We start from the raw sequence: 24808 nt of genomic DNA, 5'->3' as shown, positions 1-24808 counted from the left end.
AAGGGTTGCCCTGGAAGGAGTCAAGAAAACGCAAAGGAAACGGCTCCGGCTGGCCTGATTCCGACTGTCCTGTTGCGAAGAACCGACTGTGCGGCCGTGGCTCGACAGGCCATTCGATCACTGTGCCCGCCGGAGATCCGGCCGGACCGGAGGAGGCCCCCGGTCAGCCGCGGCGCAGCATCCGGGAGGCGCCCGCCGCCACCGTCGTGGCCAATATCCACCCCAGCATGACGAGGACGGCAGCAGCCCACTGCCAGCCGTCCTCCAACCGCCAGTAGCCGTCCTGGCCGAGATTGATCACCGGCACCAGCAGATCCAGTGCGTACAGCGGGGCGTTCCACTGCGGATGCTCCTCCGGCTTGATCGCCGCCGGGTGGTACTGCGAGAACGCCACCGCGCCCGCCGCCCACAGCACCGCCATCCACACCGCGGCCCGTCCCGGCCGGTAGCCGTACGCCACCGTCCAGTCCTGCAGATAGCCCCAGAGCCTGGCCGCGGGCGGCAGCGTCTCGCGCCGGCGCCGCTGCTTGGCGAGCAGCACCTCGCGGGCGTCCGCGTCCTCGCCGCAGTTGCGGAGCACCGTGGCGAGGCGCTCGTACGGCTCCGGCACGTACTCCGGCGTCGCGGCCTGCACCCACTCCAGGCGCCGGGAGAGCGGGAAGTGGCCGTAGGGGACGAGGTTCTCGTAGACGAAACCGCCCATCGCCAGCCCGCCGGGGCCGGGCCAGCTGGTCGACAGGTCGATCAGCGTGACGACCCGCGCGCCGTTCAGTACGACCCGGCCCTCCTGCGGGCGCTCCGCGTTGAACCGCAGCTCGGGCGTGACGATCCGGCGCAGCGACAGCTCCTCGTGCGGGGCCAGTACGAACCGGGCCTTGTGCAGGTCCACCGCGTCGCCGAAACGCCCGTCGTCGAGCCGTACGGCGCCCCGGCACTCGAAGACCTGCGCACGGGTCCCACGCGCGGGGGTGATGCCACGGATGATGCCGAACGGGGGAGTGGTGCCCTGGTTCCCGGTGTCGATGCTCACCCAGGCCTCGGTCATGTACAGCGTGCGCTCCACGCTCAGCTGCGGGGCGTTCAGCGCCCGCCGACCGTCCGTCGCGCGCAGCCGGCTGCCCCGCAGGCTCAGCGAACCGCCGACCTTGGCCCCGCGCAGGCTGAGCTCACCACGGGTCTCGATCATCTCCGCCTGAAGGTCCTGAGCCACCGACATCCCGTCGCCCACGAAGGCGCGGCCGCGCCGGTCGGGGCCGACGCTGATCTGGCTGATCAGCAGATCCGTGCCGATCTGGGCGTCGGTCAGCCGGATCCCGCGGTCGATCCGGCAGCGCGGCAGGTGCAGGTCGCCCTCCGTGTGCAGCCTGGCCGCGTCCAGTCTCGGCACCGCGCAGCCCACCATGCGCAGCGTCGTGAAATGGCACTCGGGCAGCACGACCTCCTGCTCGAAACGGCAGCCCGTCAGCTCCACGTACGGGGCGACCCGGCCGCCCGCCAGGTCCAGCTTCCCCGTGATGCGCACACCGCGGAGCTTCAGCGCGGCCACCCGCCCCGGCCGCGCGGGCGGCCCGCTGAGCAGCAGCCGCGCCACCGTCCGGGCGCCGACACTCCGCTCCGGCCCCCAGATGTGCGGTGCGAACGGATCGTCGCGCACCGCGTCGTGGGAGCGCAGATCGTAGGTGGTGCCGTTACGGAAGGACTGCCACATGCCCAGCTCCGCCGCGCTGAGTCCGTCCGGGATGTCGCCGTCGTGCGGCTCGGTCACTGCAATACCTCCCCTGCGCAGCTCGTCCCGCGCTTCGTACAACCGTTCTTCCCTCTGTGTGACGGCGTGAACGCTAGTAGTCAGCTGTGACAGCCGGGACATGTATCAGCCAGTGATACGGACGACCGGACGCCGGAACCGGTCTGAGAGAATTGGGGGGTGATCTCTCGAATCGATCTGCGCGGTACCGCCCTCCCCGAGGGCGGCGCCCTGCGCGACCTGCTGCCCCGTGCCGAGTTCGACGTGGAAGCCGCCCTGGAGACGGTGCGGCCCATCTGCGAGGACGTACGCCATCGTGGCTCCGCGGCAGTGATCGAGTGGGGGGAGAAACTCGACGGCGTGCGCCTCGACTCGATCCGGGTCCCCGTGGCCACGATCACCGGGGCGCTGGAGCGGCTCGACCCCGCCGTACGGGCGGCGCTCGAGGAGTCGATCCGCCGTGCCCGCCTCGTCCACCGCGAGCAGCGCCGCACCACGCACACCACCCAGGTCGTCCCCGGCGGCACGGTCACCGAGAAGTGGGTGCCCGTCGAGCGCGTCGGGCTGTACGTGCCGGGCGGGCGCTCGGTCTACCCCTCGTCCGTCGTCATGAACGTGGTCCCGGCCCAGGAGGCCGGCGTCGAGGGCATCGCCGTCGCCTCCCCGCCGCAGAAGGAGTTCGGCGGACTGCCGCACCCCACGATCCTCGCCGCCTGCGCCCTCCTCGGCGTCGACGAGGTGTACGCCGCCGGCGGCTCCCAGGCCATCGCGATGTTCGCGTACGGCACCGAGGACTGCCTGCCCGTCAACCTCGTCACCGGCCCCGGCAACATCTACGTCGCCGCCGCCAAGCGCCTCCTGAAGGGCCGCATCGGCATCGACGCCGAGGCCGGACCCACCGAGATCGCGATCCTCGCCGACGCGAGCGCCGACCCGGTGCACGTCGCCGCCGACCTGATCAGCCAGGCCGAGCACGACCCGATGGCCGCCGCGGTGCTCGTCACCGACTCCGAGGAGCTGGCCGCCGCCACCGAGGCCGAACTGCGGCCCCAGATCGCCGCGACCAAGCACGTCTCGGACCGGATCGAACCCGCGCTGGCCGGCCGGCAGTCCGCGATCGTCCTCGTCAACGACCTGGAGGACGGCCTCAAGGTCGTCGACGCGTACGCCGCCGAACACCTGGAGATCCAGACGGAGAACGCCGCCGCCGTCGCCGACCGGGTCCGCAACGCCGGCGCGGTCTTCGTCGGCCCGTTCTCGCCCGTCTCCCTCGGCGACTACTGCGCCGGCTCCAACCACGTCCTGCCCACCGGTGGCTGCGCCTGCCACTCCTCGGGCCTGTCCGTGCAGTCCTTCCTGCGCGGCATCCACATCGTCGACTACACCCGTGACGCGCTCGCCGAGGTCACCCACCACGTCGTGACGCTCGCCGAGGCGGAGGACCTCCCCGCCCACGGCGCCGCGCTCAAGGCCAGGTTCGGCTGGAAGGTTCCGCAGCAGTGAGCAACGACAGCACCACGCGCAACGCCTGGGACGACCTCCCGATCCGCGACGAGCTGCGTGGCCAGTCCCCGTACGGCGCGCCCCAGCTCGACGTACCGGTCCGGCTGAACACCAACGAGAACCCCTACCCGCTCCCCGACGCGCTCGTCGACCGCATCGCCGAGCGCGTCCGCGAGGCCGCCCGGACCCTCAACCGCTACCCCGACCGCGACGCCGTGGAGCTCCGCACCGAGCTCGCCCGCTACCTCACCCGCACCGCCGGGCACGGAGTCGGGTACACCAACGTCTGGGCGGCCAACGGCTCCAACGAGGTCCTCCAGCAGCTGCTGCAGACCTTCGGCGGCCCCGGCCGCACCGCGATCGGCTTCGAGCCCTCGTACTCGATGCACGCCCTCATCGCACGCGGCACCGGCACCGGCTGGATCTCCGGGCCGCGCAACGAGGACTTCACGATCGACGTGGAGACCGCGAGGAAGGCCATCGCCGAGCACCGTCCCGAGGTGGTCTTCATCACCTCGCCCAACAACCCCACCGGCACCGCCGTCGACGCGGACACCGTCCTCGCGCTGTACGACGCCGCCCAGGCCGCCCGGCCGTCGATGGTCGTCGTCGACGAGGCGTACGGCGAGTTCAGCCACCACCCCTCGCTGCTCCCGCTGATCGAGGGCCGCCCGAACCTGGTGCTCTCGCGCACCATGTCCAAGGCGTTCGGCGCCGCGGGCCTGCGCCTCGGCTACCTCGCCGCCGATCCGGCCGTCGTCGACGCCGTCCAGCTGGTGCGCCTGCCGTACCACCTGTCCTCCGTCACCCAGGCCACCGCGCTCGCCGCCCTGGAGCACACCGATACGCTGCTCGGGTACGTCGCGCAGCTCAAGCGTGAGCGCGACCGGCTGGTCGGCGGCCTGCGGGAGCTCGGCTTCGCCGTCACCGACTCGGACGCCAACTTCGTCCAGTTCGGCCGCTTCGCCGACAGCCACACCGCCTGGCAGCAGATCCTCGACCGGGGCGTCCTGGTCCGGGACAACGGCGTACCGGGGTGGCTGCGGGTCTCCGCGGGAACCCCGGAAGAGAACGACGCGTTCCTCGATGCGGTGCGCGAACTGAAGAAGGAGCACGACGCATGAGCCGCGTAGGCAGGGTGGAGCGGACCACCAAGGAGACCTCCGTGCTCGTCGAGATCAACCTCGACGGCACCGGCAAGGTCGATGTCGCGACCGGGGTCGGCTTCTACGACCACATGCTCGACCAGCTCGGCCGCCACGGCCTGTTCGACCTCACGGTCAAGACCGAGGGCGACCTGCACATCGACTCGCACCACACGATCGAGGACACCGCCCTCGCGCTCGGCGCCGCCTTCAAGCAGGCGCTCGGCGACAAGGTCGGCATCTACCGCTTCGGCAACTGCACCGTCCCCCTGGACGAGTCGCTCGCCCAGGTCACCGTCGACCTCTCCGGCCGCCCGTACCTGGTGCACACCGAGCCCGAGAAGATGGCGCCGATGATCGGCGAGTACGACACGACGATGACCCGGCACATCCTGGAGTCCTTCGTCGCGCAGGCGCAGATCGCCCTGCACGTCCACGTCCCGTACGGCCGCAACGCCCACCACATCGTGGAGTGCCAGTTCAAGGCCCTCGCGCGCGCCCTGCGGTACGCCAGCGAGCACGACCCGCGCGCAGCCGGGATCCTTCCGTCCACGAAGGGCGCCCTGTGACCGGCCTCAACACCGTGCTGATCGTCGTCGGCCTCTTCCTGGCCGGCGGCGTCTACTCCTTCTGGAAGCAGGGGATGCCCAAGGGCGTCGTCGTGCTTCTCGGGATCGGATCCGTGATGTGCCTGGTCGCAGGCGTCATGCGGATCCAGGGAATCTGGGACTGAGGGCAGGACTGTGAGCGAAAGCAAGAAGGTCGTCGTCTTCGACTACGGCTTCGGCAACGTGCGTTCCGCCGAGCGGGCCCTCGCCCACGTCGGCGCGGACGTGGAGATCACCCGCGACTTCGACCGCGCGATGAACGCCGACGGGCTGCTCGTCCCCGGCGTGGGCGCCTTCTCGGCCTGCATGGACGGGCTGAAGCGGGCCCGCGGCGAATGGATCATCGGCCGCAGACTGTCCGGCGGACGTCCCGTCATGGGCATCTGCGTCGGCATGCAGATCCTCTTCGAGCGCGGCATCGAGCACGGGGTGGAGACCGAGGGCCTCGACGAGTGGCCCGGCACCGTCGGACCGCTCAAGGCCGACGTCGTCCCGCACATGGGCTGGAACACCGTCGAATCCCCCGAGGGCTCCCAGCTCTTCGCCGGCCTCGACCCCGAATCCCGCTACTACTTCGTGCACTCCTACGCCGCGCACGACTGGTCCCTCGAAGTCACCAACGCCAAGATCCGTGCCCCCAAGGTCACTTGGGCGACACACGGAGAGCGGTTCGTGGCGGCCGTGGAGAACGGCGCGCTGTGGGCCACCCAGTTCCACCCCGAGAAGTCCGGCGATGCCGGCGCCCAGCTGCTGACCAACTGGATCGAGACGCTGTAATGCCGAAGCTTGAACTGCTCCCCGCCGTCGACGTCCGCGACGGCCAGGCCGTCCGCCTCGTCCACGGCGAGTCCGGCTCCGAGACCTCCTACGGCTCCCCGCTGGAAGCCGCCCTCGCCTGGCAGAGCTCCGGGGCCGAGTGGCTGCACCTCGTCGACCTGGACGCCGCCTTCGGCACCGGCGACAACCGCGCGCTGATCGCCGAAGTGGCCGGCGCCATGGACATCAAGGTCGAGCTCTCCGGCGGCATCCGCGACGACGCCTCGCTCGCCGCGGCCCTCGCCACCGGCTGCCGCCGGGTCAACCTCGGCACCGCCGCCCTGGAGACCCCGGAGTGGGTCGCCAAGGTCATCGCCGAGCACGGCGACCAGATCGCGGTCGGCCTCGACGTGCGCGGTACGACGCTGCGCGGCCGCGGCTGGACCCGTGACGGCGGCGACCTCTACGAGACGCTCGCCCGCCTCGACTCCGAGGGCTGCGCCCGCTACGTGGTCACCGACATCGCCAAGGACGGCACCCTGCAGGGCCCCAACCTGGAGCTCCTGAGGAACGTCTGCGCCGCCACCGACAAGCCCGTCGTCGCCTCCGGCGGCGTCTCCTCGCTGGACGACCTGCGGGCGATCTCCCTGCTCGTCCCGGAAGGCGTCGAGGGCGCGATCGTCGGCAAGGCGCTGTACGCGAAGGCGTTCACCCTCGAGGAGGCACTGGAGGCGGTCTCCGTATGACGGACTCCGTACGCCGCATCTCCTCCGGCGCCCCCTGGGAGGAGAAGTTCGGCTACTCCCGCGCGGTGGAGCTCCCGGGCGGCCTCGTCCTGGTCTCCGGCTGCACCTCGGTCGTGGGCGGCCAGATCTCGGCAGGCGGCCCCTACGAGCAGGCGGTCACCTCCTTCCAGGTCGCCTTCGACGCGCTGAAGCAGGCCGGCCTCGGACGCGAGGACGTCGTCCGCACCCGGATGTACATCACGCACGCCAGGGACGTCGACGAGGTGGGCCGCGCCCACAAGGAGCTGTTCGACGACGTGCGCCCCGCCGCTTCCATGATCATCGTGTCCGGCTTCGTCGACCCCAGCCTGGTCGTCGAGGTCGAGGTCGAGGCCTTCCGGGCAGGTGAGCGATGACGCTCGCCGTACGGGTCATCCCGTGCCTGGACGTCGACAACGGACGCGTCGTCAAGGGCGTCAACTTCCAGAACCTGCGCGACGCGGGCGACCCCGTCGAGATGGCCAAGCTGTACGACGCCGAGGGCGCCGACGAGCTGACCTTCCTCGACATCACCGCCTCCAGCGGCGACCGGGAGACGACGTACGACGTGGTGCGCCGCACCGCCGAGCAGGTCTTCATCCCGCTCACGGTCGGCGGCGGTGTCCGCACCCCCGACGACGTGGACAAGCTGCTGCGGGCCGGGGCCGACAAGGTCGGGGTCAACACCGCGGCCATCGCCCGCCCGGAGCTGATCCGGGAGATCGCGGAGCGCTTCGGGCGCCAGGTGCTCGTCCTCTCCGTCGACGCCCGCCGCACCCCCGAGGGCACCTTCGAGGTGACGACGCACGGCGGCCGCAGGGGCACCGGCATCGACGCCGTCGAGTGGGCCCACCGGGCCGCCGAGCTCGGCGCGGGTGAGATCCTGCTCAACTCGATGGACGCCGACGGTACGAAGGACGGCTACGACACCGAGATGATCAAGGCCGTACGGGCGCACGTCACCGTTCCCGTCATCGCCTCCGGTGGTGCGGGCCGGCTGTCGGACTTCCCGCCGGCGATCGAGGCGGGCGCCGACGCGGTCCTGGCCGCGTCCGTCTTCCACTTCGGTGACCTGCGGATCTCCGAGGTCAAGGGTGCTCTCCGGGAGGCCGGACACCCCGTCCGCTGACCCGGGGCGAGCGAGGGCCGGAAGCGAAGACCGGCAATCTCGCCGATGTGTGCGCACGGGGTGCACCGCGAGTGTGGCGACCGCCAGCGAATGACGGCGGTACCCACGCGGTGCACCCCGAAGGCCCGGGACGACAGGGCCTGAAGGCTGCCGCGTTGTGGCTCCGCCACAACCGAGAGGACCCCCCTCGTGCAGCACCTCCCCTCCGGCGACGTCTCCCCGCGCCGCCACCGGATGTCGAAGAGCCGCTCCCGCACCATCAAGCTCGCCGTCGCCGCCGCGGCCGCCACGGCCGGTCTGGTCACCGCGCTGATGCCGGGCGCGCAGGCCGCGGAGAACCCCTACGAGCGCGGTCCGGCACCGACCAACGCGAGTATCGAGGCGAGCCGTGGGTCGTACGCGACGTCCCAGACGTCCGTGTCCTCGCTGAGTGTCCGAGGCTTCGGCGGCGGCACGATCTACTACCCGACGTCCACGTCGGACGGCACGTTCGGCGCGGTCGTGATCTCGCCCGGCTTCACCGCGTACCAGTCGAGCATCGCCTGGCTGGGAACGCGCCTGGCCTCGCAGGGCTTCGTCGTCTTCACCATCGACACCAACACGACGTCGGACCAGCCGGCCAGCCGTGGTGACCAGCTGCTCGCCGCGCTGGACTACCTCACCGAGGACAGTTCGGTCCGCACCCGGATCGATGCCTCCAGGCTCGGTGTGATGGGTCACTCCATGGGCGGTGGCGGCACCCTGGAAGCCGCGAAGGACCGCCCGTCGCTGCAGGCGGCGATCCCGCTGACGGGCTGGAACACCGACAAGTCCTGGCCCGAGGTGAAGACGCCGACGTTGGTGATCGGTGCGGACGGCGACACGATCGCCCCCGTCGGCACGCACTCGGAACCGTTCTACAACTCGCTGCCGAGCTCGCTGGACAAGGCGTACCTGGAGTTGCGGGGAGCGACGCACTTCACGCCGAACTCGTCGAACACGACGATCGCGAAGTACAGCATCTCGTGGCTGAAGCGCTTCATCGACAACGACACCCGCTACGAGCAGTTCCTCTGCCCGCTGCCGTCGACCAGCCTGACGATCGCGGAGTACAAGGGCAACTGCCCGCACACCTCCTGACCGACAGGACCATGGGGCCGGGCCGCATGACGCGGCCCGGCCCTTCGTGCTGTCCGGGCCCCGCCGGCCACCGGCCGCCCCGGGCGAAGACCGGTGATATCGCCGATGTGCACGCGGGTGCCGCACCACGAAAGTGGCGAACGTCAGCGAATGACGGCGCTACCCACGCGGTGCACCCCCCGAAGGCCCCCGGACGAAGGGCCGTCGGCTGTCGCGGTGGTTCCGCCACAACCGAGAGGATCCCCAGTGCAGCAGCACCTCCCCTCCGGCGACATCTCCCCGCGCCGCCACCGGATGTCGAAGAGCCGCTCCCGCACCGTCAGGCTCGGCCTGGCCGCCGCGGCCGCCACCGCCGGTCTGGTCACCGCCCTCATCCCCGGCGGAGCGCAGGCCGCCGCCAACCCGTACGAGCGCGGTCCGGCACCGACCAACTCGAGCATCGAGGCCCTCCGCGGCTCGTACGCGACGTCCCAGACCTCCGTGTCCTCGCTGAGTGCCAGAGGCTTCGGCGGCGGGACCATCTACTACCCGACGTCCACGTCGGACGGCACGTTCGGCGCGGTCGTGATCTCGCCCGGCTTCACCGCCTACGAGTCGAGCATCGCCTGGCTGGGAACGCGCCTGGCCTCGCAGGGCTTCGTCGTCTTCACCATCGACACCAACACCACCCTCGACCAGCCCGCCAGCCGTGGTGACCAGCTGCTCGCCGCGCTGGACTACCTCACCGAGGACAGTTCGGTCCGCACCCGTGTCGACGCCTCCAGACTCGGTGTGATGGGCCATTCCATGGGCGGTGGCGGCACCCTGGAAGCCGCGAAGGACCGCCCGTCGCTCCAGGCGGCGATCCCGCTGACCGGCTGGAACACCGACAAGTCCTGGCCCGAGCTGAGGACCCCGACGCTGGTGATCGGTGCGGACGGCGACACGATCGCGCCCGTCGGCACACACTCCAAGCCGTTCTACAACTCGCTGCCGAGTTCTCTGGACAAGGCGTACCTGGAGCTGCGGGGAGCGACGCACTTCACGCCGAACTCGTCGAACACGACGATCGCGAAGTACAGCATCTCGTGGCTGAAGCGCTTCATCGACAACGACACCCGCTACGAGCAGTTCCTCTGCCCGCTGCCGTCCACCAGCCTGACGATCGCCGAGTACAAGGGCAACTGCCCGCACACCTCGTAGCAGACGGGGGACGACGGGGCCGGGCCGCGCGTACCGCGGTCCGGCCCCGTCGTGCTGCCCGGGCCTCAGTCCTCGGCCAGGAACCGGGCGACGGACCCGGCGAAACCCGCATCCCGTACGACGCTCAGATGGTCGCCGGGCAGCACGGTCAGCTCCGCCCCGTCGATCGCGTCGGCCAGCACCCCGGGCCGTATCGCGAGAGGATCGCTCTCCCCGGCAAGGACGAGCGTGGGGACCTTGATCCGGTCCAGCGGCAGCGCGCCCCGGTGCACCGAACGGATCTGCGCCGCCAGGGCGAACCGGTCCGAGCCCGACACATCGGCCAGCACCCGGAAGGCTCGCGTCCGCTCCGGGGCGTCGGCCGCAACCTCGGCCGTGAGCGCCGCGGACACCAGCTCCGGAGGCATCGCCCGGGTGTCCAGACCGCCGACCTCCACCGCGCCCGCACCGATTCCGCCGACCACGAGGCGGCTGATCCGCGTGTCGTCGGCCGCCGCGAGCAGCGCCACCACCGCACCCATGGAGTAGCCCGCGACATGCACCCGTTCCGCGCCGATGCGGTCGATCAGCAGGCGCACATCACGGGCCATCAGCGACTCGCCGTAGTAGGTGTCGCCGTGCGGCTTGTCCGAGTCGCCGTGACCGCGCGCGTCCAGCGCGTACACCCGGCGGCCCTGCGCGACCAGTGCCCCGACGACCCCGGGGCCCTCCCAGTTCAGCCGTGCATGGGCGGCGAAACCGTGCAGGAGCACCACCGGGGGCAGTGCGCCGGCCGGGCTCCCGGACCAGGACCAGTACCGAAGGGTCAGACCGTCGTGTGTACGGAATTCATCAGTCATGCACCGACGTTACGGGCGGGCGCGGCACACCGGCCCGGGACTGTGCCCCCGCACAGCCCGCACCGCGTTCTGTTGGGAGCCCGCACCGCTCCGGGCCGCCCCGGGAGGGGGAGCGGACGCGAACCTTCCGACGCTGTTTACGCGGAAGTAACGTGAGAGCGTGACCCTAACGACGACCGTGCACAGTCCGCTCCGGCTGTACGGCCGCAGCGGTGAACTCGCCATCCTGGACACTCTCTTGGGCCGGCTGCGGGCAGGGGACGGCGGAGCGCTCGTGCTCACCTCGCCCCCCGGCCTCGGCCGCACCGCCCTCCTGCGCCGGGCCGCGGCCGACTACTTCGCGCGACGCGAAGGGCCCGTGCTGTACGCCTCCGCCGCCCCCGCCGAGGAACGGCTGCCCTACAGCGGGCTGCACGCCCTGCTCTGCTCCGGGCAGGGCCCCCTGTCCGTCTCCCCCGACCGCGTCCTGCGCACCGGGATCACCCCCGGCGGCCTGCTCGGCCTGCTGCACGGCCTCGGCGCCGAACGGCCGCTGCTGGTCTGCGTGGACGACGCCCACGCCTGGGACCCCGACTCGCGGGCCGCGCTCGGCTTCGCGGCGCGCAGACTCGGCGCGGGCAGCCGGGTCGCCGTGGTGATCGGCGCCGCCGACGAGACCACCTTCGCCGGACTGCCCGCCCTGCGCCTCGGCCCGCTCGACGACGACGCGGCGGCCGCACTCCTGGACCGGCTCACCGACGCGACGGGCGACGTCGACCCGGTCGTGCGCAGCGAACTCCTGCGGGAGGCGGCCGGAAACCCCCGGCTGCTCACCGGCCTCGTCGGCCGCCTGACCGCCGACCAGTTGGCCGGGCGCACCGCGCTGCCCTACCCGCTGCCCGGTGGCGAGAGCGTCCTCGACGCGCACGCCGCCCATCTCGACGGGCTCGACCCCGACACCCACACCCTCCTCCTGCTGGCCGCGGCCGCGGAGGAACACGAACCCGACGGGGCAGGCGCGGACGCCGCCCTGCTGCTGCGGGCCGGAGCCCGCGCCGGGCTGGTCCCCGCCCACCTGGACCGCGTCCTGCTCGCACCCGCAGGCAGCGCGGGGGCACTCCAACGGGCGGGAAGCCGCGTGCACTTCAGCCACCCGCTGCTGCGCCGCGCGGTCCTGCACAGGGCGCCGACGGCCCGGCGCAGGGCTGTGCACGAACTGCTCGCCGCACTGCTCACCGGGCCGGGATCGCCCCCGCTGCCCGCACTCGTCCAGCGGGCCTGCGCCGCACCCGGGCCCGACACCGCACTCGCGGGGCAGCTGGTGGCGGCGGCCGTCGCCCCCCGCCCGCACGCCGAACGGTCGGCCGCGCTCGCGCGCGCCGCCGCGCTCTCCACCGACGACGCACAGCGCGGCGCGCGCTTCGCGGCCGCCGCCGAACAGGCCCGGCTCGCAGGCGACACAGGCCGGGCCCGCGCGATGCTGGCACGCGTCGGCGCCCACCCCGCCAGGGGCGTCGCACCCTACGTACGCGGCATGCTCGCCCTGCGCGACGGACCGGCGGCCGACGCCCGCGAGGCGCTCCTGAACGCGGCGACGCTGCTCGCGCCGCACGATCCGCGCCGCACCCTGGACGCCCTGTTCGGCGCCGCGGAGGCCGCCTGGGCCATGGGGGACGCCATCGCCTATCTGGACGCCATGAACCGCGTCCCCGTCGCCCCGGCCGACCGGGCCACGGTCCAGTACCGCGCCGGGATGTGCGCCGTACTCGGCGGGCGCACCGTCGCGGGCCACGCCCTGCTGCGGTGCTGCCTGGACCGGGCCGACCGTGTCGAGGAACCCGACGAGCTGATGAGGGTCGCGGTCTCGGCCCTGGTGCTCGGCGAGGTCGACGCGGCATGCCGGACGGGGGCACGCGCGCTCGCCGCCGTACGCACCCGTGGGCCCGAGGCCCTGCTGCCGCACGCCCTGGAGAACCTCGCGTACGCCGAACTGCGGGCCGGACGGCACGCCAGGGCCCGCGCCCACGCGCTGGAGGGCCTGCATGCCGCCCGGCGCACGGGCCAGCCCAACGCGGCCACCCATCTGCACGCCGTACTGGCGCTCGCCGCCTCGGTGGAAGGGCCCGCGGAGGTGTGCGCGGCCCATGCCGACGCCGCACTGGCCGGCGCGGGTCCGCACGGCCTGACCCAGGCGGCGACCCTCGCCACCTGGGCGGTGGCCCGCGCGGACCTCGCGGCCGGACGGCCCGGCGAGGCGGCTGCCCGGCTCGGGCCGCTGGTCCGGCCGGGACCGCGGATGGGGCACTTCGCCGTCCGGATGCTCGCCATCCCGTGCTACGTCGAGGCGGTGGCCCTCTCCGGCCGTGCCGACGACGGCACGGACGGCCTGGCCGAGGCCGTCGAGGAGTTCGCGCTGTGGACCTCCCGGACCACCGACCCGCAGGCTCCCGCCCAACTGGCGCGCTGCCGGGCCCTCCTGGCACCTCCGGAGGAGGCCGCCGAGCGGTACGAGGAGGCGCTGGCCCACCACGACCGTGCGGGCGGCGACTTCGAGCGCGCCCGCACCCAGCTGCTCCACGGCCAGCTGCTGCGGCGCAGGCGCCGCACCCGTGAGGCCCGCGGCCCGCTGCGCGACGCCCTGGTCGCCTTCGAACGCTGCTCGGCCCGCGTCTGGGCCGACCGGGCGGGCGGGGAGCTGCGGGCGGCCGGGGAAGCGGTGGACGTGCCCGACCAGGGCGGGGCGGGGCCGCTCGCCGGACTGACCCCGCAGCAGCAGCGGATCGCCCGCTGCGTGGCGGAGGGTGCCACGAACCGCGAGGTGGCGGTACGGCTCTCGGTGAGCCCGCGGACGGTCGACCACCACCTGCGCAACGTGTTCGCGGCGCTGGGGGTCAGGTCAAGGACCGAGCTCGCCAGGCTGCTGGACCGCTAGGGCCCCTCGTCGGGTCGTGCCGGGCAGGTTCCGGGTCCCGTCGCAGGTCCGAGGTGTGCCGCGGGCGGGCGGGACGTGCCGGCGCCGCCCGTGTTACGGCGAGGTTGCAGGACCGTGATGAGAAGAACGACGCAAACCTCTAGGTACCGACCGGGCGGTATGCCATTCTGCGGGCGTCAGGATCATTCGGTGTGCGCCCGCCCAATGGCGGGCCGGGCACGCACCGGGCCGGCATTCCCGCAGTCGGCCGATTCCCGGTGGAGGCCGCCATGCCACAGGTCGTACGTTCACGGATCAGGGCGCTGCACGGGCCGCCCCCCGTAGCACCGCTGCCGCACCGCTTCCGTTCCCTGGCCGACCGTGAGGCCATCGCCGTACTCCACCGGGCCGCCCAGGTGCTGCTGGAGGCGCTGCCCGAGCTCACGGACCGGCTCGTCGAGCAGCTGCGGGAACAGGAGCCCGCCTACCGCACGGCCATCGAGAGCGACCCTGCCGAGATCTGGCAGGAGGTCCACCACTCACTGCGGCACAACGTCGCCTCCCTGATCCAGCCCCGGGAGTTCCGCGAGGCCGCCCACCGCACCTCCCGGTGGATCGGCGAGACCCGGGCCGAACAGGGCGTGCCCCTCGACGCGGTCCTGCACGCGTTCCGGATGGGCGGGGCGATGGTCTGGCAGGACCTGGTCGACGAGACGGCGCGGCGCCATCCCGAGGACATCCGGCTGCTCGTCCATGTCGCGGCGGACGTCTGGAACTTCGTGGACGAGCACTGCGGCGTGGTGGCCGAGGCGTACCGCCAGGCCGAACGGCGCCTCACCTGGCGCCGCGAGAACCAGCAGCGGCTGATGACGTCGGCCCTGCTGGACGGCACCGCACGGATAGCCGACCTGCCGGACGCCGCGGCCATGCTGGGGCTGCCGGTGCACGGGCGGTACGCGGTGCTCGCGGTCGCCACCGCGCGCCGCGCCCCGCACGGTACGTCCCAGCCGCCGCTGACCCTCCCCGCGGGGACGCCGGTGCTCTGGCACGCGGGGGCCGACGCCGAACTCGCGATCCTGCCGCTGGGCGCCGGGCCTGAGGCGGCCGAACCGGCCGTGCCGCGCGAGGGGGACGCGGACCCGGCTGTCACAGACAACGCGACGGCCGAAGCCCCCGGACCGGACGAACTCGCCTTCGTTGCAGCCGAACTGGCGGCTCCGCCCGGTACCCGGATCGGGATCAGCTCCGTGGTGGACGGGCTGGCGTCGGTCGGTGACGCGCGGCGCCTCGCCGAGACCGCGCTGCGGGCCTGCCCGGCGTCCGGCGGCACCGTCCTGCTCGACGAGCACCTGCCGACCGCGCTGGTCGTCTCCTCGCCCGCGCTCGGCACCGCGCTCGCGGGCCGGGTACTCGGGCCGCTCGACCGGCTCGACCCCGCGGACCGGGACGTGCTCATCGAGACGCTGACCGCATGGCTCGACTCGGACGGTTCGGCCCAGCGCGCGGGGGCGCGGCTGTACTGCCACCGCAACACGGTCCTGAACCGGCTGCGGCGCTTCGAACAGCTGACGGGCCGCTGTCTCACACGGCCCTCCGACGCGGTCGAGGTATCGCTGGCCCTGGCGGCGCGGCGGCTGCTGGGCGCCTGAGACGGGGCCCGGGACGGGCCCGGGAGGGGCGGGGGCGCCGCACGACGCCCCCGCCCCTCACCTTGTGCGGGAGCACAGATCCACCCCGCGAGGGCTGTACGGGCGCCGCGCCCCGAACCCGGCGCCTGTTCCGCACCCGCCGCACCTGGTGCCCTGGTGCGCATGCCATCAGTCGCCCCTTTCGAGGCCCTCCCGGCGGAGCCCCCGCGGTGAGCGGCGCCGTCGACGCCCGGTCCCTGGCCGTGGTCATCTTCCTCGCGTTCGTCGCCGTGTCCCTGCTGCTCTGCGGACTCGCCGCGGCGGACCAGGACGACCCCGAGCACTTCTACGCGGGCGGCGGAGCCTCGCTCGGCCCCGTCGGCGGAGGGCTCGCCATCGCCGGGGACTACGTCAGCGCCGCCACGCTGCTCTCCACCACCGGATCCGTCGCGCTCGCCGGCTTCGACGGTGTGCTCTTCGCCCTGGCGACGGTCGCCTCGCTGGTCCTCGTCATGCGGGTCCTCGCCGAACGCCTGCGGCGAAAGGGCGTGTTCACCCTCGGCGACTTCCTCGCCGACCAGCTCGGCGACGGCTCCGTACGCCGGGCCCTGGGCGTTGCCACCCTCGTCGTACTCGCCCCGCTCCTGCTGGTGCAGCTGACCACCGCCGGACACGTCATGACGGCGATGTTCGGGCTCCCCGAAGGAGCGCTCACCGGCTGCACGGTCGCCAGCGGTGCGCTGATGGTGTGCTACTCCGCCTTCGGCGGCATGCGCGGCACCGGCTACATCCAGATCCTCAAGGTCGCCGTCGTGCTGGCCGCCGTCACCCTGCTCGCGGGGCTGGTGCTCGCCCGGTTCGGCTGGTCACCGTTCGCGCTCTTCGACGCGGCCCAGGAAGGCAGCAAGGCGGGTGGCGCCTACGCGCGCCCAGGACTCCAGTTCGGCCACGGGTTCGCCGGCGGTCTCGACCTGATCGGCTTTCAGTTCACCCTCGTACTCGGCGCGGCCTGCATGCCGCACATCATGATGCGGCTGCACCCGCTGCGCGACGGCTGGACCGCGCGCCGCGCAGGCGTCTGGGCCGTGGCCCCGGTCGCCGTCCTGTGCACCGGGATCGTCGTCGTCGGGCTCGGGGCCTCCGCCCTGCTGGGCCGGGACGCCCTGCGAGCCGCCGACCCCGCCGGAGGCACCGCCCTGCTGATGGTGACCGGAGTGCTGGACCCGGGCGCCAGCGGGCCGCGCGACAGCCCGCTGTTCGCCCTCGTCGCCTGCGCCGCGTTCGCCACCACCCTGGCCGCCGTGGCCGGCATCACCCTGGCCGCCGCCTCGACCCTCGCCCGCGACTTCGCGGCGAAGGGCGCACAGGGCGCCGGAAAGGCATCCGGCAGGGAGATCCGCAGGGCACGTCTGGCGGTGCTCGCGATCGGCTCGCTCGCCGTCCTCCTCTCGGCGTACACCCACGACCGCAACCCCCAGGTGCTGCTCTCCCTCTCGTTCGCCGCAGCGGCCTCGATCCTGCCGCCCGTCCTGCTGTACGCGCTCTTCCGCCCCGGATTCAACGCGCGCGGGGTGCGCTGGACCGTGTACGGAACACTCCCGCTGATCATCGGTCTGATGGTCCTGTCACCCGCGTTCTCGGGCACACCCATCGCGCTGTTCCCCGAATGGAACTTCCACGTGTTCCCGCTCCAGACACCGGGCCTGGTCACGATCCCCGCCGGATTCCTCCTCGGCCTGCTGGGATCCAGGTCCCGGCCGGACACCCCGCGGGAAGGCCCCCGGCACCGGGCCCGCTGGGTGCCCGTGGAGGCGGGACGGGACGCCTGACCGGCCGGCAAGGGCCTCTGCCGTCCGGATCGGGCCGGATCAGGCAGCGGGGTCCGGCCCGATCCGGACGAGAGGCCCTACAGCCCCAGCTCCGCCGTGTGCAACCGGGCCAGCGCGTCCTTGTCGCCCTCCAGCTCCACCCGCGCGGCGTCCTGCCGGCCCGCGGCGAACAGCAGCAGCTCACCCGGCTCCCCGGTGACCGTCACCACCGGGGTGCCCTTGTGGGCCACCACCGTCTGACCGTCCGGGCGGCGCAGCACCAGACCCACCGGGGCCCTGCGGCCCAGCATCCGGGCCGACTTCTCGGTGCGTGACCACAGCACATCGGCGAAGACCGGGTCCAGGGTCCGCTGCGACCAGTCGGGCTGGGCCCGGCGCACGTCCTCCGCGTGGATGTAGAACTCGACCGTGTTGGCCGCCTCGTCCAGCTGCTTCAGCCCGAAGGGTGACATCCGCGGCGGACCCGTACGGATGAGCTGGATCAGTTCCTCGTACGGCTTCTCGGCGAATTCGGCCTGCACCCGCTCCATCCGGTTCTTCAGCGCACCCAGCACGATCCCGCCCGCCGCGTCCGCGCGGCGCTCACGTACCACCACATGGGCGGCCAGGTCCCGGGTCTTCCAGCCGTTGCACAGGGTCAGAGCTTCGGGGCCCGCCGCTTCCAACAGGTCGGCGAGCAGAAGACGTTCACGCTTCGCATGGGTCGACATGCCCGCCAGCGTACGACCGACCCCCATGGTCCGCCCAGTGGACGCACACCCGGACGGCCGTCGCCGGCGCGGCACAATGGGGCGCATGACCAGCACGCCCGGCACCACCCCCGCCAGCAACCTCGACCCGGCCGTCGCGGCCCGCCTCAAGCGCGGACCCGACGGACTGTTCCCGGCCATCGCCCAGCAGTACGACACCGGCGAGGTGCTCATGCTCGGCTGGATGGACGACGAGGCGCTGCACCGCACCCTCACCACGGGCCGCTGCACCTACTGGTCCCGCAGCCGCCAGGAGTACTGGGTCAAGGGCGACACCTCCGGCCACATCCAGCAGGTCCGCTCCGTCGCCCTGGACTGCGACGCCGACACCGTCCTGGTGAAGGTCGACCAGACCGGTGCCGCCTGCCACACCGGTGACCGCACCTGCTTCGACGCGGACGTCCTTCCGCTCGCCCCGTCCCAGTAAGGTCAGCCGCCATGGATCTCGAGACCTTCCGCAAGCTCGCCGTCGACCGGCGCGTCATTCCCGTCAGCCGCCGGCTCCTCGCGGACGGTGACACCCCGGTCGGGCTCTACCGCAAGCTCGCGGACGAGCGCACCGGCACGTTCCTCCTCGAATCCGCGGAGAACGGCCGCACCTGGTCCCGCTACTCCTTCATCGGAGTGCGCAGCGCCGCCACCCTCACCACCCTGGACGGCCGGGCCCACTGGCTCGGCACCCCGCCCGTCGGCGTCCCCGTCGACGGCGACCCGCTGCAGGCCCTGCGCGCCACCGTCGAGACCCTGCACACCCCTCGCGACCTGGTCGGCGACGACGGCCTGCCCCCGTTCACCGGCGGCATGGTCGGCTATCTCGGGTACGACATCGTGCGCCGGCTGGAGAAGATCACCGAGCACGGCGGCGACGACCTGAAGCTCCCCGAGCTGACGATGCTCCTCACCTCGGACCTCGCCGTGCTCGACCACGGGGACGGCACGGTCCTCCTGATCGCCAACGCCATCAACCACAACGACACGGACACAGGGGTCGACGAGGCGTACGCGGACGCCGTCGCCCGGCTCGACGCCATGGAGCGGGACCTGTCCAGGCCGGTGGAGAACGCCCCCGCCGCCCTCCCGCCCTCCGAGCTCCCGCCGTACACCGCACTCTGGGGCGGCCCCGCCTACCAGGACGCCGTCGACGACATCAAGGAGCGCATCAGGGCCGGTGAGGCCTTCCAGGTCGTGCCCTCCCAGCGCTTCGAGACGCCCTGCACGGCAAGCGCCCTGGACGTCTACCGGGTCCTGCGCGCCACCAACCCGTCGCCGTACATGTACCTCCTGCGCTTCGACGGCTTCGACGTCGTCGGCTCCAGCCCGGAAGCGCTCGTCAAGGTCGAGGACGGCCGGGCCATGGTCCACCCCATCGCCGGGACCAGGCACCGCGGCGCCACCCCGCAGGAGGACCAGGCACTCGCCGACGAGCTCCTCGCCGACCCGAAGGAACGCGCCGAGCACCTCATGCTCGTCGACCTCGGCCGCAACGACCTGGGGCGGGTCTGCGAACCCGGCAGCGTCGAGGTCGTCGACTTCATGTCCGTCGAGCGGTACTCGCACGTGATGCACATCGTCTCCACCGTCACCGGACGCGTCGCCGAGGGCCACAAGGCCTTCGACGTCCTCACCGCGTGCTTCCCCGCGGGCACCCTCTCCGGCGCGCCCAAGCCACGCGCCATGCAGATCATCGAGGAGCTCGAACCGACCCGCCGCGGGCTGTACGGCGGCTGCGTCGGCTACCTCGACTTCGCGGGCGACTCCGACACCGCCATCGCCATCCGGACGGCCCTGCTCCGCGACGGCACCGCGTACGTCCAGGCGGGAGCGGGCGTCGTCGCCGACTCCGACCCGGTCGGCGAGGACACCGAGTGCCGCAACAAGGCCGCCGCGGTGCTCCGCGCCGTGCATACGGCGAACCGGCTCCGGTCCCACTGAGGCGGTAAGGGATAGTGGGGTACGTGAGTGCTGTTCCCGTACCCCAGCCCCGTGCCCGCGCCGCCTCCGCGCCCGACAGCGCAGGAAGCCGCCGCAGCCTGGGCGCCGGCCTGCTCCTCGGGGCCGCCGGCGCCACCGTCGTCCTCCTCGCCTCGGGGCAGAAATGGGCCGAGGGCACGGCAGCCGTCGGAGGCGGAACCCTGCCCCTGACCGCGGACGGCCAGGACGTCACGGGCGTGCCCGCGGCCCTGGCGGTCGTCGGCCTGGCCGCCCTCGTCGCCGTCTTCGCCGTCCAGGGAGGCAGCCGGAAGATCGTTGCCGGTCTGCTGGCACTCAGCGGCCTCGGCGCCGGACTGAGCTCCTACGTCGGCGCCTCCGACAGTGCAGCCCTCGACGAGAAGGCCGCGCAGACCACCGGCAACACCTCGGCCACCATCGACGCGCTCAGCCACACCGCCTGGCCGTACGTCACGGCCGCAGGCGGGCTGCTGATCCTGCTCGCCGGACTGCTCGCCCTGCGCTACGGCAGCCGCTGGCCCGCCATGTCGGGACGGTACGAACGCGACGGCACCCCGCGCCCCCGCAAGGCCGCCCCCGCAGCCCCGGATCCCGACCGCCCCGAGGACCTGTGGAAGGCCCTGGACCGCGGCGAGGACCCGACGCGCGAGGCATGACCCCCCGGCTCCGGTCCACCCGCACGTACGGGACAATGGCAGCGAGCTTTCTGCACAGCGATACCTTCAGCGCAACACCAACGAGGAGCAACTCATGGCGGGCAGCAGCCACGGACACACCCCGGCCGCCTGGACCGGTGTCATCATCGCCTTCATCGGCTTCTGCATCGCAGGCGTCTTCATGGTCGCGGCGAACCCGCTCGGCTTCTGGGCCGGACTCGCCGTCATCGCCGTCGGCGGACTCGTCGGTCTCGCCATGAAGGCCGCCGGCCTCGGCATGCCGAAGGAGTCGGCGGAGCTGGCGGCGGCCAGGGCCCGTGCGGGAGAGGCCCAGACCACCTCCTGACCGCACGCCGGTGCACAGACACGACGCGAGGCGCAGCCCGGACCGGGCTGCGCCTCTCCGTACGAGCGGGGACAATCAGCGCGTGGACGCCTCAGCTTCTCCCGCCGCCCCGGACCCGGCCCCCGTACCCGGCACCCCCGGACCGCCGCACCCCGGCCCTGCCGCGGCCGGACCCGTGCTCGCCCCTGCCGCCGCGCCGGTGACACGGCTCAGAAGGCTCGCCACCCCCGCCGGTGCGATGGCGGTCGTCGTCGGTGCCTTCGGCTACGTGGCCACCGTGGATCCCAACGAACCGGGCCACTACCCGGTCTGCCCCATGCTCCGCTTCACCGGAGTGTTCTGTCCCGGCTGCGGCGGGCTGCGCAGTGCCCACGCCTTCGCCCACGGCGACCTCGCCGCAGCCCTCGGCTCCAATGCCCTGGCCGTCGTGGGATACGCCGTCTTCGCCGTGGTCTGGCTGCTCTGGACGGTCCGCGCAAGCCGGGGCGAGCCGCTGCGGATCTCTCTGTCCCCCGCCTACTGGTGGGCTGCCGGCGCGGTGCTGCTGATCTTCTCCGTCGTCCGGAATCTGCCGTTCGGGTCAGGCTTGGCACCCTGAATGCCCAGGTAGTGGGACGTACCGCCGCCGGATGCGAGCCCATCGCCCTCCTGCGGATACCATCGAGATGGCTGATCCTGTTCCCTCATACACCGTTCCGGAAGGGGGCCGCTCGCGTGAGTGTGCTCGACGAGATCATCGATGGCGTTCGCGCCGACCTCGCAGAGCGGCAGGCGCGCGTCAGCCTCGACGAGCTCAAGGAACGCGCAGCCCGCGCTCCTCGGGCCAAGGACGGAGTCGCCGCCCTGCGCGGCGAGGGCGTGACCGTCATCTGCGAGGTCAAGCGCTCCAGCCCCTCCAAGGGGGCCCTTGCCGCAATCGCCGACCCTGCCGCGCTCGCCGCGGACTACGAGGCCGGCGGCGCGTCCGTCATCTCGGTCCTCACGGAGGAACGCCGCTTCGGCGGCTCCCTCGCCGACCTGGAGGCCGTCCGCGCCAAGGTGGACATCCCGATCCTGCGCAAGGACTTCATCGTCACCTCGTACCAGCTGTGGGAGGCACGCGCCTACGGCGCCGACCTCGCCCTGCTGATCGTCGCCGCCCTCGACCAGGAGGCACTCGTCTCCCTGATCGAGCGCGCCGAGTCGATCGGCCTGACGCCGCTCGTCGAGGCGCACGACGAGGAGGAGGCGGAGCGTGCCGTGGACGCCGGAGCGAAGATCATCGGTGTCAACGCGCGCAATCTGAAGGACCTCAAGGTCGACCGCTCCACCTTCGAGCGCGTCGCCCCCGAGATCCCCGACCACATCGTCAAGGTCGCCGAGTCCGGCGTCCGGGGCCCGCACGACCTCATCGCCTACGCCAACGCGGGCGCCGACTCGGTGCTCGTCGGAGAGTCCCTGGTCACCGGCCGGGACCCGCGGTCCGCGGTCGCCGACCTGGTCGCCGCGGGCGCCCACCCGGCCCTCCGGCACGGACGGGGCTGACCCGCACCGTGTCCGACTGTCCCGCGCCCCGCATCCGGCCGGGCCTGCGCCCCGCCGGGGCGACGGCCCGGGACCCCCACGCGCCCCTGGCCCGCGGCTGCCGGCCGCGGGGCTGCCGCGCCCCCGCACGCCGGGTGCACGGCCGCCGCGTCCGGTACGTGATCGGCGACGAACCGGGACAGGTCAACGGCATGCGATGGCGCACGGGGTCCGCGCCGTAGCGAGCCCCGGCCGTCGCACTCCTCCCCCCGCGGGGAGGTCCGCACGCCCTACCGCACCGACCGCTCGACGGCCGGCGCGGTGCTCCGCCCACGGCGCATACGGTGAACCCACCCGTTGCAACGTCGAGGAGCACGTCGCATGTCGTCCGACTTCTTCATTCCGGACCCCGAGGGTCTGATTCCCAGCGCCGAGGGGTACTTCGGCGCGTTCGGTGGCAAGTTCATCCCGGAGGCGCTCGTCGCCGCCGTGGACGAGGTGGCCGTCGAGTACGACAAGGCCAAGGCCGACCCGGCCTTCGCCGCCGAGCTCAACGAGCTCATGGTCAACTACACGGGCAGGCCCAGTGCGCTGACCGAGGTCCCGCGCTTCGCCGAGCACGCCGGAGGCGCCCGGGTCTTCCTCAAGCGCGAGGACCTGAACCACACCGGCTCGCACAAGATCAACAACGTGCTGGGCCAGGCGCTCCTCACCAAGCGCATGGGCAAGACCCGGGTCATCGCCGAGACCGGCGCCGGTCAGCACGGCGTCGCCACCGCCACCGCGTGCGCCCTGTTCGGCCTCGAATGCACCATCTACATGGGCGAGATCGACACGGAGCGGCAGGCGCTGAACGTGGCGCGCATGCGGATGCTCGGCGCCGAGGTCATCGCCGTGAAGTCCGGCTCCAGGACCCTCAAGGACGCCATCAACGAGGCCTTCCGCGACTGGGTCGCCAACGTGGACCGCACGCACTACCTCTTCGGCACCGTCGCGGGCCCCCACCCCTTCCCCGCCATGGTCCGCGACTTCCACCGGGTCATCGGCGTCGAAGCCCGCCGCCAGATCCTGGAGCGTGCCGGCCGGCTGCCCGACGCCGCCGTCGCCTGTGTCGGCGGCGGCTCCAACGCCATCGGCCTCTTCCACGCCTTCATCCCGGACGAGAGCGTCCGGCTGATCGGCTGCGAGCCCGCCGGCCACGGCGTCGAGACCGGTGAGCACGCGGCGACCCTGACCGCGGGCGAGCCCGGAATCCTGCACGGCTCACGCAGTTACGTCCTGCAGGACGAGGAAGGCCAGATCACCGAGCCGTACTCGATCTCGGCCGGCCTCGACTACCCGGGCATCGGCCCGGAGCACGCCTACCTCAAGGACGTCGGCCGCGGTGAGTACCGCGCGGTGACGGACGACGCCGCCATGCAGGCGCTGCGCCTCCTCTCCCGCACCGAGGGGATCATCCCGGCCATCGAGAGCGCGCACGCGCTGGCCGGTGCGCTGGAGGTCGGGCAGGAACTCGGCAAGGACGGGCTGATCCTGATCAACCTGTCCGGCCGCGGCGACAAGGACATGGACACGGCCGCACGGTACTTCGGCCTGTACGACTCCGAGGGGGAGAAGTGAGCGGCAACCGAGAGCTACTCGAATCGGCGCTGGCCAGTGCGGCAGCCGAGGACAGGGCCGCACTCATCGCGTACCTGCCCGGCGGCTTCCCGACGGTCGACGGCGGCATCGAGGCGGTCAAGGCCGTCGTCGCGGGCGGCGCCGACATCGTCGAGGTGGGGCTCCCGCACAGCGACCCGGTGCTCGACGGGCCGGTCATCCAGACCGCCGACGACATCGCGCTGAAGGGCGGCGTCAAGATCGCCGACATCATGCGCACGGTCCGTGAGGCCTACGAGGCCACCGGCGTCCCGATCCTCGTCATGACGTACTGGAACCCCATCGACCGGTACGGCGTGGACCGCTTCACCGCCGAACTCGCCGCGGCCGGCGGAGCCGGGTGCATCCTGCCCGACCTGCCGGTCCAGGAGTCCGGTCTGTGGCGCGAGCACGCCGAGAAGCACGGTCTCGCCACCGTCTTCGTCGTCGCGCCGAGCAGCAAGGACGCCCGCCTCGCCACGATCACCGCAGCGGGCTCGGGCTTCGTGTACGCCTCCTCGCTCATGGGGGTCACCGGCACCCGTGAATCGGTCGGCGAGCAGGCCCAGGACCTGGTGCGCCGCACCCGCGCCACCACGGACCTGCCGGTCTGCGTCGGGATCGGGGTCTCCACCCGTGAGCACGCCGAACAGGTCGCGGGCTTCGCCGACGGCGTGATCGTCGGCTCGGCCTTCGTCAAGAGGATGCTGGACGCCCCCGACGCGGCAGCCGGACTCGCCGCCGTCCGCGCACTGGCCGGCGAGCTGGCCGAAGGTGTTCGAAAGCGCCGCTAGCGCTCGTCACCCGTACGGGTGGACATGGGACCGGGG

At 72.6% G+C, this 24808-nt stretch carries 25 protein-coding genes; 22 read left to right on the top strand and 3 right to left on the bottom strand.

The genetic code is table 11. The features are described 5' to 3' along the window. Nucleotides 1–163 precede the first annotated feature (163 nt). The gene (locus ACFW9O_RS22555) at nt 164–1765 is read right to left on the bottom strand and encodes an oxidoreductase (RefSeq protein WP_384611630.1); all 1602 of its coding nucleotides are present in this window, start codon (nt 1763–1765) and stop codon (nt 164–166) included. A gap of 159 nt (nt 1766–1924) precedes the next feature. On the opposite strand from ACFW9O_RS22555, the gene hisD reads away from it, so the two are divergent. From hisD to ACFW9O_RS22505, 10 genes are all read left to right on the top strand, one after another. Continuing rightward, nucleotides 1925–3247: a histidinol dehydrogenase gene (gene hisD / locus ACFW9O_RS22550; RefSeq protein WP_384611629.1), complete on the top strand. Its 1323-nt coding sequence runs from the start codon at nt 1925–1927 to the stop codon at nt 3245–3247. Further along, nucleotides 3244–4371 carry a histidinol-phosphate transaminase gene (locus ACFW9O_RS22545; RefSeq protein WP_384611627.1) on the top strand — a complete coding sequence of 376 codons (1128 nt, stop codon included), beginning with the start codon at nt 3244–3246 and terminating at the stop codon, nt 4369–4371. Before hisD ends, ACFW9O_RS22545 begins: the two co-directional genes overlap by 4 nt. Next, a complete protein-coding gene (gene hisB / locus ACFW9O_RS22540) occupies nt 4368–4961 on the top strand; it encodes an imidazoleglycerol-phosphate dehydratase HisB (RefSeq protein ID WP_031098999.1) in 594 nt (197 codons plus the stop codon). Before ACFW9O_RS22545 ends, hisB begins: the two co-directional genes overlap by 4 nt. Then, nucleotides 4958–5125 (top strand): hypothetical protein, encoded by a 168-nt coding sequence (locus tag ACFW9O_RS22535; protein WP_351170823.1) that lies wholly within the window; start codon nt 4958–4960, stop codon nt 5123–5125. The genes hisB and ACFW9O_RS22535 overlap by 4 nt, the downstream gene beginning before the upstream one ends. A gap of 10 nt (nt 5126–5135) precedes the next feature. Further along, the gene (hisH, locus tag ACFW9O_RS22530) at nt 5136–5777 is read left to right on the top strand and encodes an imidazole glycerol phosphate synthase subunit HisH (protein ID WP_351170820.1); all 642 of its coding nucleotides are present in this window, start codon (nt 5136–5138) and stop codon (nt 5775–5777) included. Beyond that, nucleotides 5777–6502 carry a bifunctional 1-(5-phosphoribosyl)-5-((5-phosphoribosylamino)methylideneamino)imidazole-4-carboxamide isomerase/phosphoribosylanthranilate isomerase PriA gene (gene priA, locus ACFW9O_RS22525; RefSeq protein ID WP_329212070.1) on the top strand — a complete coding sequence of 242 codons (726 nt, stop codon included), beginning with the start codon at nt 5777–5779 and terminating at the stop codon, nt 6500–6502. The genes hisH and priA overlap by 1 nt, the downstream gene beginning before the upstream one ends. Beyond that, nucleotides 6499–6897: a RidA family protein gene (locus tag ACFW9O_RS22520; protein ID WP_351170817.1), complete on the top strand. Its 399-nt coding sequence runs from the start codon at nt 6499–6501 to the stop codon at nt 6895–6897. Before priA ends, ACFW9O_RS22520 begins: the two co-directional genes overlap by 4 nt. Next, the gene (gene hisF / locus ACFW9O_RS22515; protein ID WP_329212074.1) at nt 6894–7649 is read left to right on the top strand and encodes an imidazole glycerol phosphate synthase subunit HisF; all 756 of its coding nucleotides are present in this window, start codon (nt 6894–6896) and stop codon (nt 7647–7649) included. The genes ACFW9O_RS22520 and hisF overlap by 4 nt, the downstream gene beginning before the upstream one ends. 234 nt (nt 7650–7883) lie before the next feature. Continuing rightward, on the top strand, nt 7884–8768 hold the full coding sequence (locus tag ACFW9O_RS22510) for a serine aminopeptidase domain-containing protein (protein WP_351170851.1): 885 nt from the start codon (nt 7884–7886) through the stop codon (nt 8766–8768). 246 nt (nt 8769–9014) lie between these two features. Further along, nucleotides 9015–9950 carry an alpha/beta hydrolase family protein gene (locus tag ACFW9O_RS22505; protein WP_384611624.1) on the top strand — a complete coding sequence of 312 codons (936 nt, stop codon included), beginning with the start codon at nt 9015–9017 and terminating at the stop codon, nt 9948–9950. A 65-nt stretch (nt 9951–10015) separates the two neighbouring features. Here the strand turns inward: ACFW9O_RS22505 and ACFW9O_RS22500 are convergent, their stop codons facing one another. Then, complete coding sequence (locus ACFW9O_RS22500) at nt 10016–10789, bottom strand: alpha/beta fold hydrolase (RefSeq protein WP_384611622.1); 774 nt, start codon at nt 10787–10789, stop codon at nt 10016–10018. Nucleotides 10790–10949: 160 nt separating this feature from the next. Between ACFW9O_RS22500 and ACFW9O_RS22495 the strand changes: the two genes are divergently transcribed. From ACFW9O_RS22495 to ACFW9O_RS22485, 3 genes are all read left to right on the top strand, one after another. Then, a complete protein-coding gene (locus ACFW9O_RS22495) occupies nt 10950–13700 on the top strand; it encodes a LuxR C-terminal-related transcriptional regulator (RefSeq protein ID WP_384611620.1) in 2751 nt (916 codons plus the stop codon). A gap of 269 nt (nt 13701–13969) precedes the next feature. Beyond that, complete coding sequence (locus ACFW9O_RS22490; protein WP_351170805.1) at nt 13970–15328, top strand: helix-turn-helix domain-containing protein; 1359 nt, start codon at nt 13970–13972, stop codon at nt 15326–15328. Between the two features lie 209 nt (nt 15329–15537). Then, nucleotides 15538–17136, top strand: coding sequence for a cation acetate symporter (locus tag ACFW9O_RS22485; protein WP_384611618.1), 1599 nt, complete (start codon nt 15538–15540; stop codon nt 17134–17136). 77 nt (nt 17137–17213) lie between these two features. On the opposite strand, the gene ACFW9O_RS22480 is transcribed toward ACFW9O_RS22485, so the two are convergent. Continuing rightward, nucleotides 17214–17846 carry a TIGR03085 family metal-binding protein gene (locus ACFW9O_RS22480; RefSeq protein WP_384611617.1) on the bottom strand — a complete coding sequence of 211 codons (633 nt, stop codon included), beginning with the start codon at nt 17844–17846 and terminating at the stop codon, nt 17214–17216. Nucleotides 17847–17931: 85 nt separating this feature from the next. On the opposite strand from ACFW9O_RS22480, the gene hisI reads away from it, so the two are divergent. The 9 genes from hisI to trpA all read left to right on the top strand — a co-directional run bounded on the left by hisI (nt 17932) and on the right by trpA (nt 24772). After that, complete coding sequence (hisI, locus tag ACFW9O_RS22475; protein WP_384611615.1) at nt 17932–18312, top strand: phosphoribosyl-AMP cyclohydrolase; 381 nt, start codon at nt 17932–17934, stop codon at nt 18310–18312. A gap of 11 nt (nt 18313–18323) precedes the next feature. Then, complete coding sequence (locus ACFW9O_RS22470; RefSeq protein ID WP_384611613.1) at nt 18324–19817, top strand: anthranilate synthase component I; 1494 nt, start codon at nt 18324–18326, stop codon at nt 19815–19817. 14 nt (nt 19818–19831) lie between these two features. Continuing rightward, complete coding sequence (locus ACFW9O_RS22465; RefSeq protein WP_384611611.1) at nt 19832–20491, top strand: TIGR02234 family membrane protein; 660 nt, start codon at nt 19832–19834, stop codon at nt 20489–20491. 94 nt (nt 20492–20585) lie between these two features. Beyond that, nucleotides 20586–20837 (top strand): HGxxPAAW family protein, encoded by a 252-nt coding sequence (locus ACFW9O_RS22460; RefSeq protein ID WP_351170787.1) that lies wholly within the window; start codon nt 20586–20588, stop codon nt 20835–20837. Between the two features lie 82 nt (nt 20838–20919). After that, nucleotides 20920–21435: a DUF2752 domain-containing protein gene (locus ACFW9O_RS22455; protein WP_384611609.1), complete on the top strand. Its 516-nt coding sequence runs from the start codon at nt 20920–20922 to the stop codon at nt 21433–21435. A gap of 116 nt (nt 21436–21551) precedes the next feature. After that, a complete protein-coding gene (gene trpC / locus ACFW9O_RS22450; RefSeq protein WP_329212096.1) occupies nt 21552–22361 on the top strand; it encodes an indole-3-glycerol phosphate synthase TrpC in 810 nt (269 codons plus the stop codon). A gap of 8 nt (nt 22362–22369) precedes the next feature. Then, nucleotides 22370–22582: a tryptophan biosynthesis modulator TrpM gene (gene trpM, locus ACFW9O_RS22445; protein ID WP_351170779.1), complete on the top strand. Its 213-nt coding sequence runs from the start codon at nt 22370–22372 to the stop codon at nt 22580–22582. Between the two features lie 139 nt (nt 22583–22721). After that, nucleotides 22722–23960 carry a tryptophan synthase subunit beta gene (trpB, locus tag ACFW9O_RS22440; RefSeq protein WP_356420097.1) on the top strand — a complete coding sequence of 413 codons (1239 nt, stop codon included), beginning with the start codon at nt 22722–22724 and terminating at the stop codon, nt 23958–23960. Beyond that, nucleotides 23957–24772 (top strand): tryptophan synthase subunit alpha, encoded by an 816-nt coding sequence (gene trpA / locus ACFW9O_RS22435; protein WP_384611606.1) that lies wholly within the window; start codon nt 23957–23959, stop codon nt 24770–24772. Before trpB ends, trpA begins: the two co-directional genes overlap by 4 nt. Nucleotides 24773–24808: the final 36 nt, after the last annotated feature.

This window comes from Streptomyces sp. NPDC059499 (assembly GCF_042749285.1).
GTDB lineage: Bacteria > Actinomycetota > Actinomycetes > Streptomycetales > Streptomycetaceae > Streptomyces.
Note: the sequence above shows the minus strand (reverse complement) of the source record. Positions and strands in the feature narration are given on the sequence as shown.

Excerpts from the sequence above, each read along its gene's own strand:
- ACFW9O_RS22470 (WP_384611613.1), top strand. The coding sequence starts at position 18,324 with ATGGATCTCGAGACCTTCCGCAAGCTCGCCGTCGACCGGCGCGTCATT.
- ACFW9O_RS22510 (WP_351170851.1), top strand. The coding sequence starts at position 7,884 with ATGTCGAAGAGCCGCTCCCGCACCATCAAGCTCGCCGTCGCCGCCGCG.
- ACFW9O_RS22500 (WP_384611622.1), bottom strand. The coding sequence starts at position 10,789 with ATGACTGATGAATTCCGTACACACGACGGTCTGACCCTTCGGTACTGG.
- trpB (WP_356420097.1), top strand. The coding sequence starts at position 22,722 with ATGTCGTCCGACTTCTTCATTCCGGACCCCGAGGGTCTGATTCCCAGC.
- ACFW9O_RS22520 (WP_351170817.1), top strand. The coding sequence starts at position 6,499 with ATGACGGACTCCGTACGCCGCATCTCCTCCGGCGCCCCCTGGGAGGAG.
- hisF (WP_329212074.1), top strand. The coding sequence starts at position 6,894 with ATGACGCTCGCCGTACGGGTCATCCCGTGCCTGGACGTCGACAACGGA.
- ACFW9O_RS22480 (WP_384611617.1), bottom strand. The coding sequence starts at position 17,846 with ATGTCGACCCATGCGAAGCGTGAACGTCTTCTGCTCGCCGACCTGTTG.
- priA (WP_329212070.1), top strand. The coding sequence starts at position 5,777 with ATGCCGAAGCTTGAACTGCTCCCCGCCGTCGACGTCCGCGACGGCCAG.
- hisI (WP_384611615.1), top strand. The coding sequence starts at position 17,932 with ATGACCAGCACGCCCGGCACCACCCCCGCCAGCAACCTCGACCCGGCC.
- hisB (WP_031098999.1), top strand. The coding sequence starts at position 4,368 with ATGAGCCGCGTAGGCAGGGTGGAGCGGACCACCAAGGAGACCTCCGTG.
- ACFW9O_RS22460 (WP_351170787.1), top strand. The coding sequence starts at position 20,586 with ATGGCGGGCAGCAGCCACGGACACACCCCGGCCGCCTGGACCGGTGTC.
- ACFW9O_RS22490 (WP_351170805.1), top strand. The coding sequence starts at position 13,970 with ATGCCACAGGTCGTACGTTCACGGATCAGGGCGCTGCACGGGCCGCCC.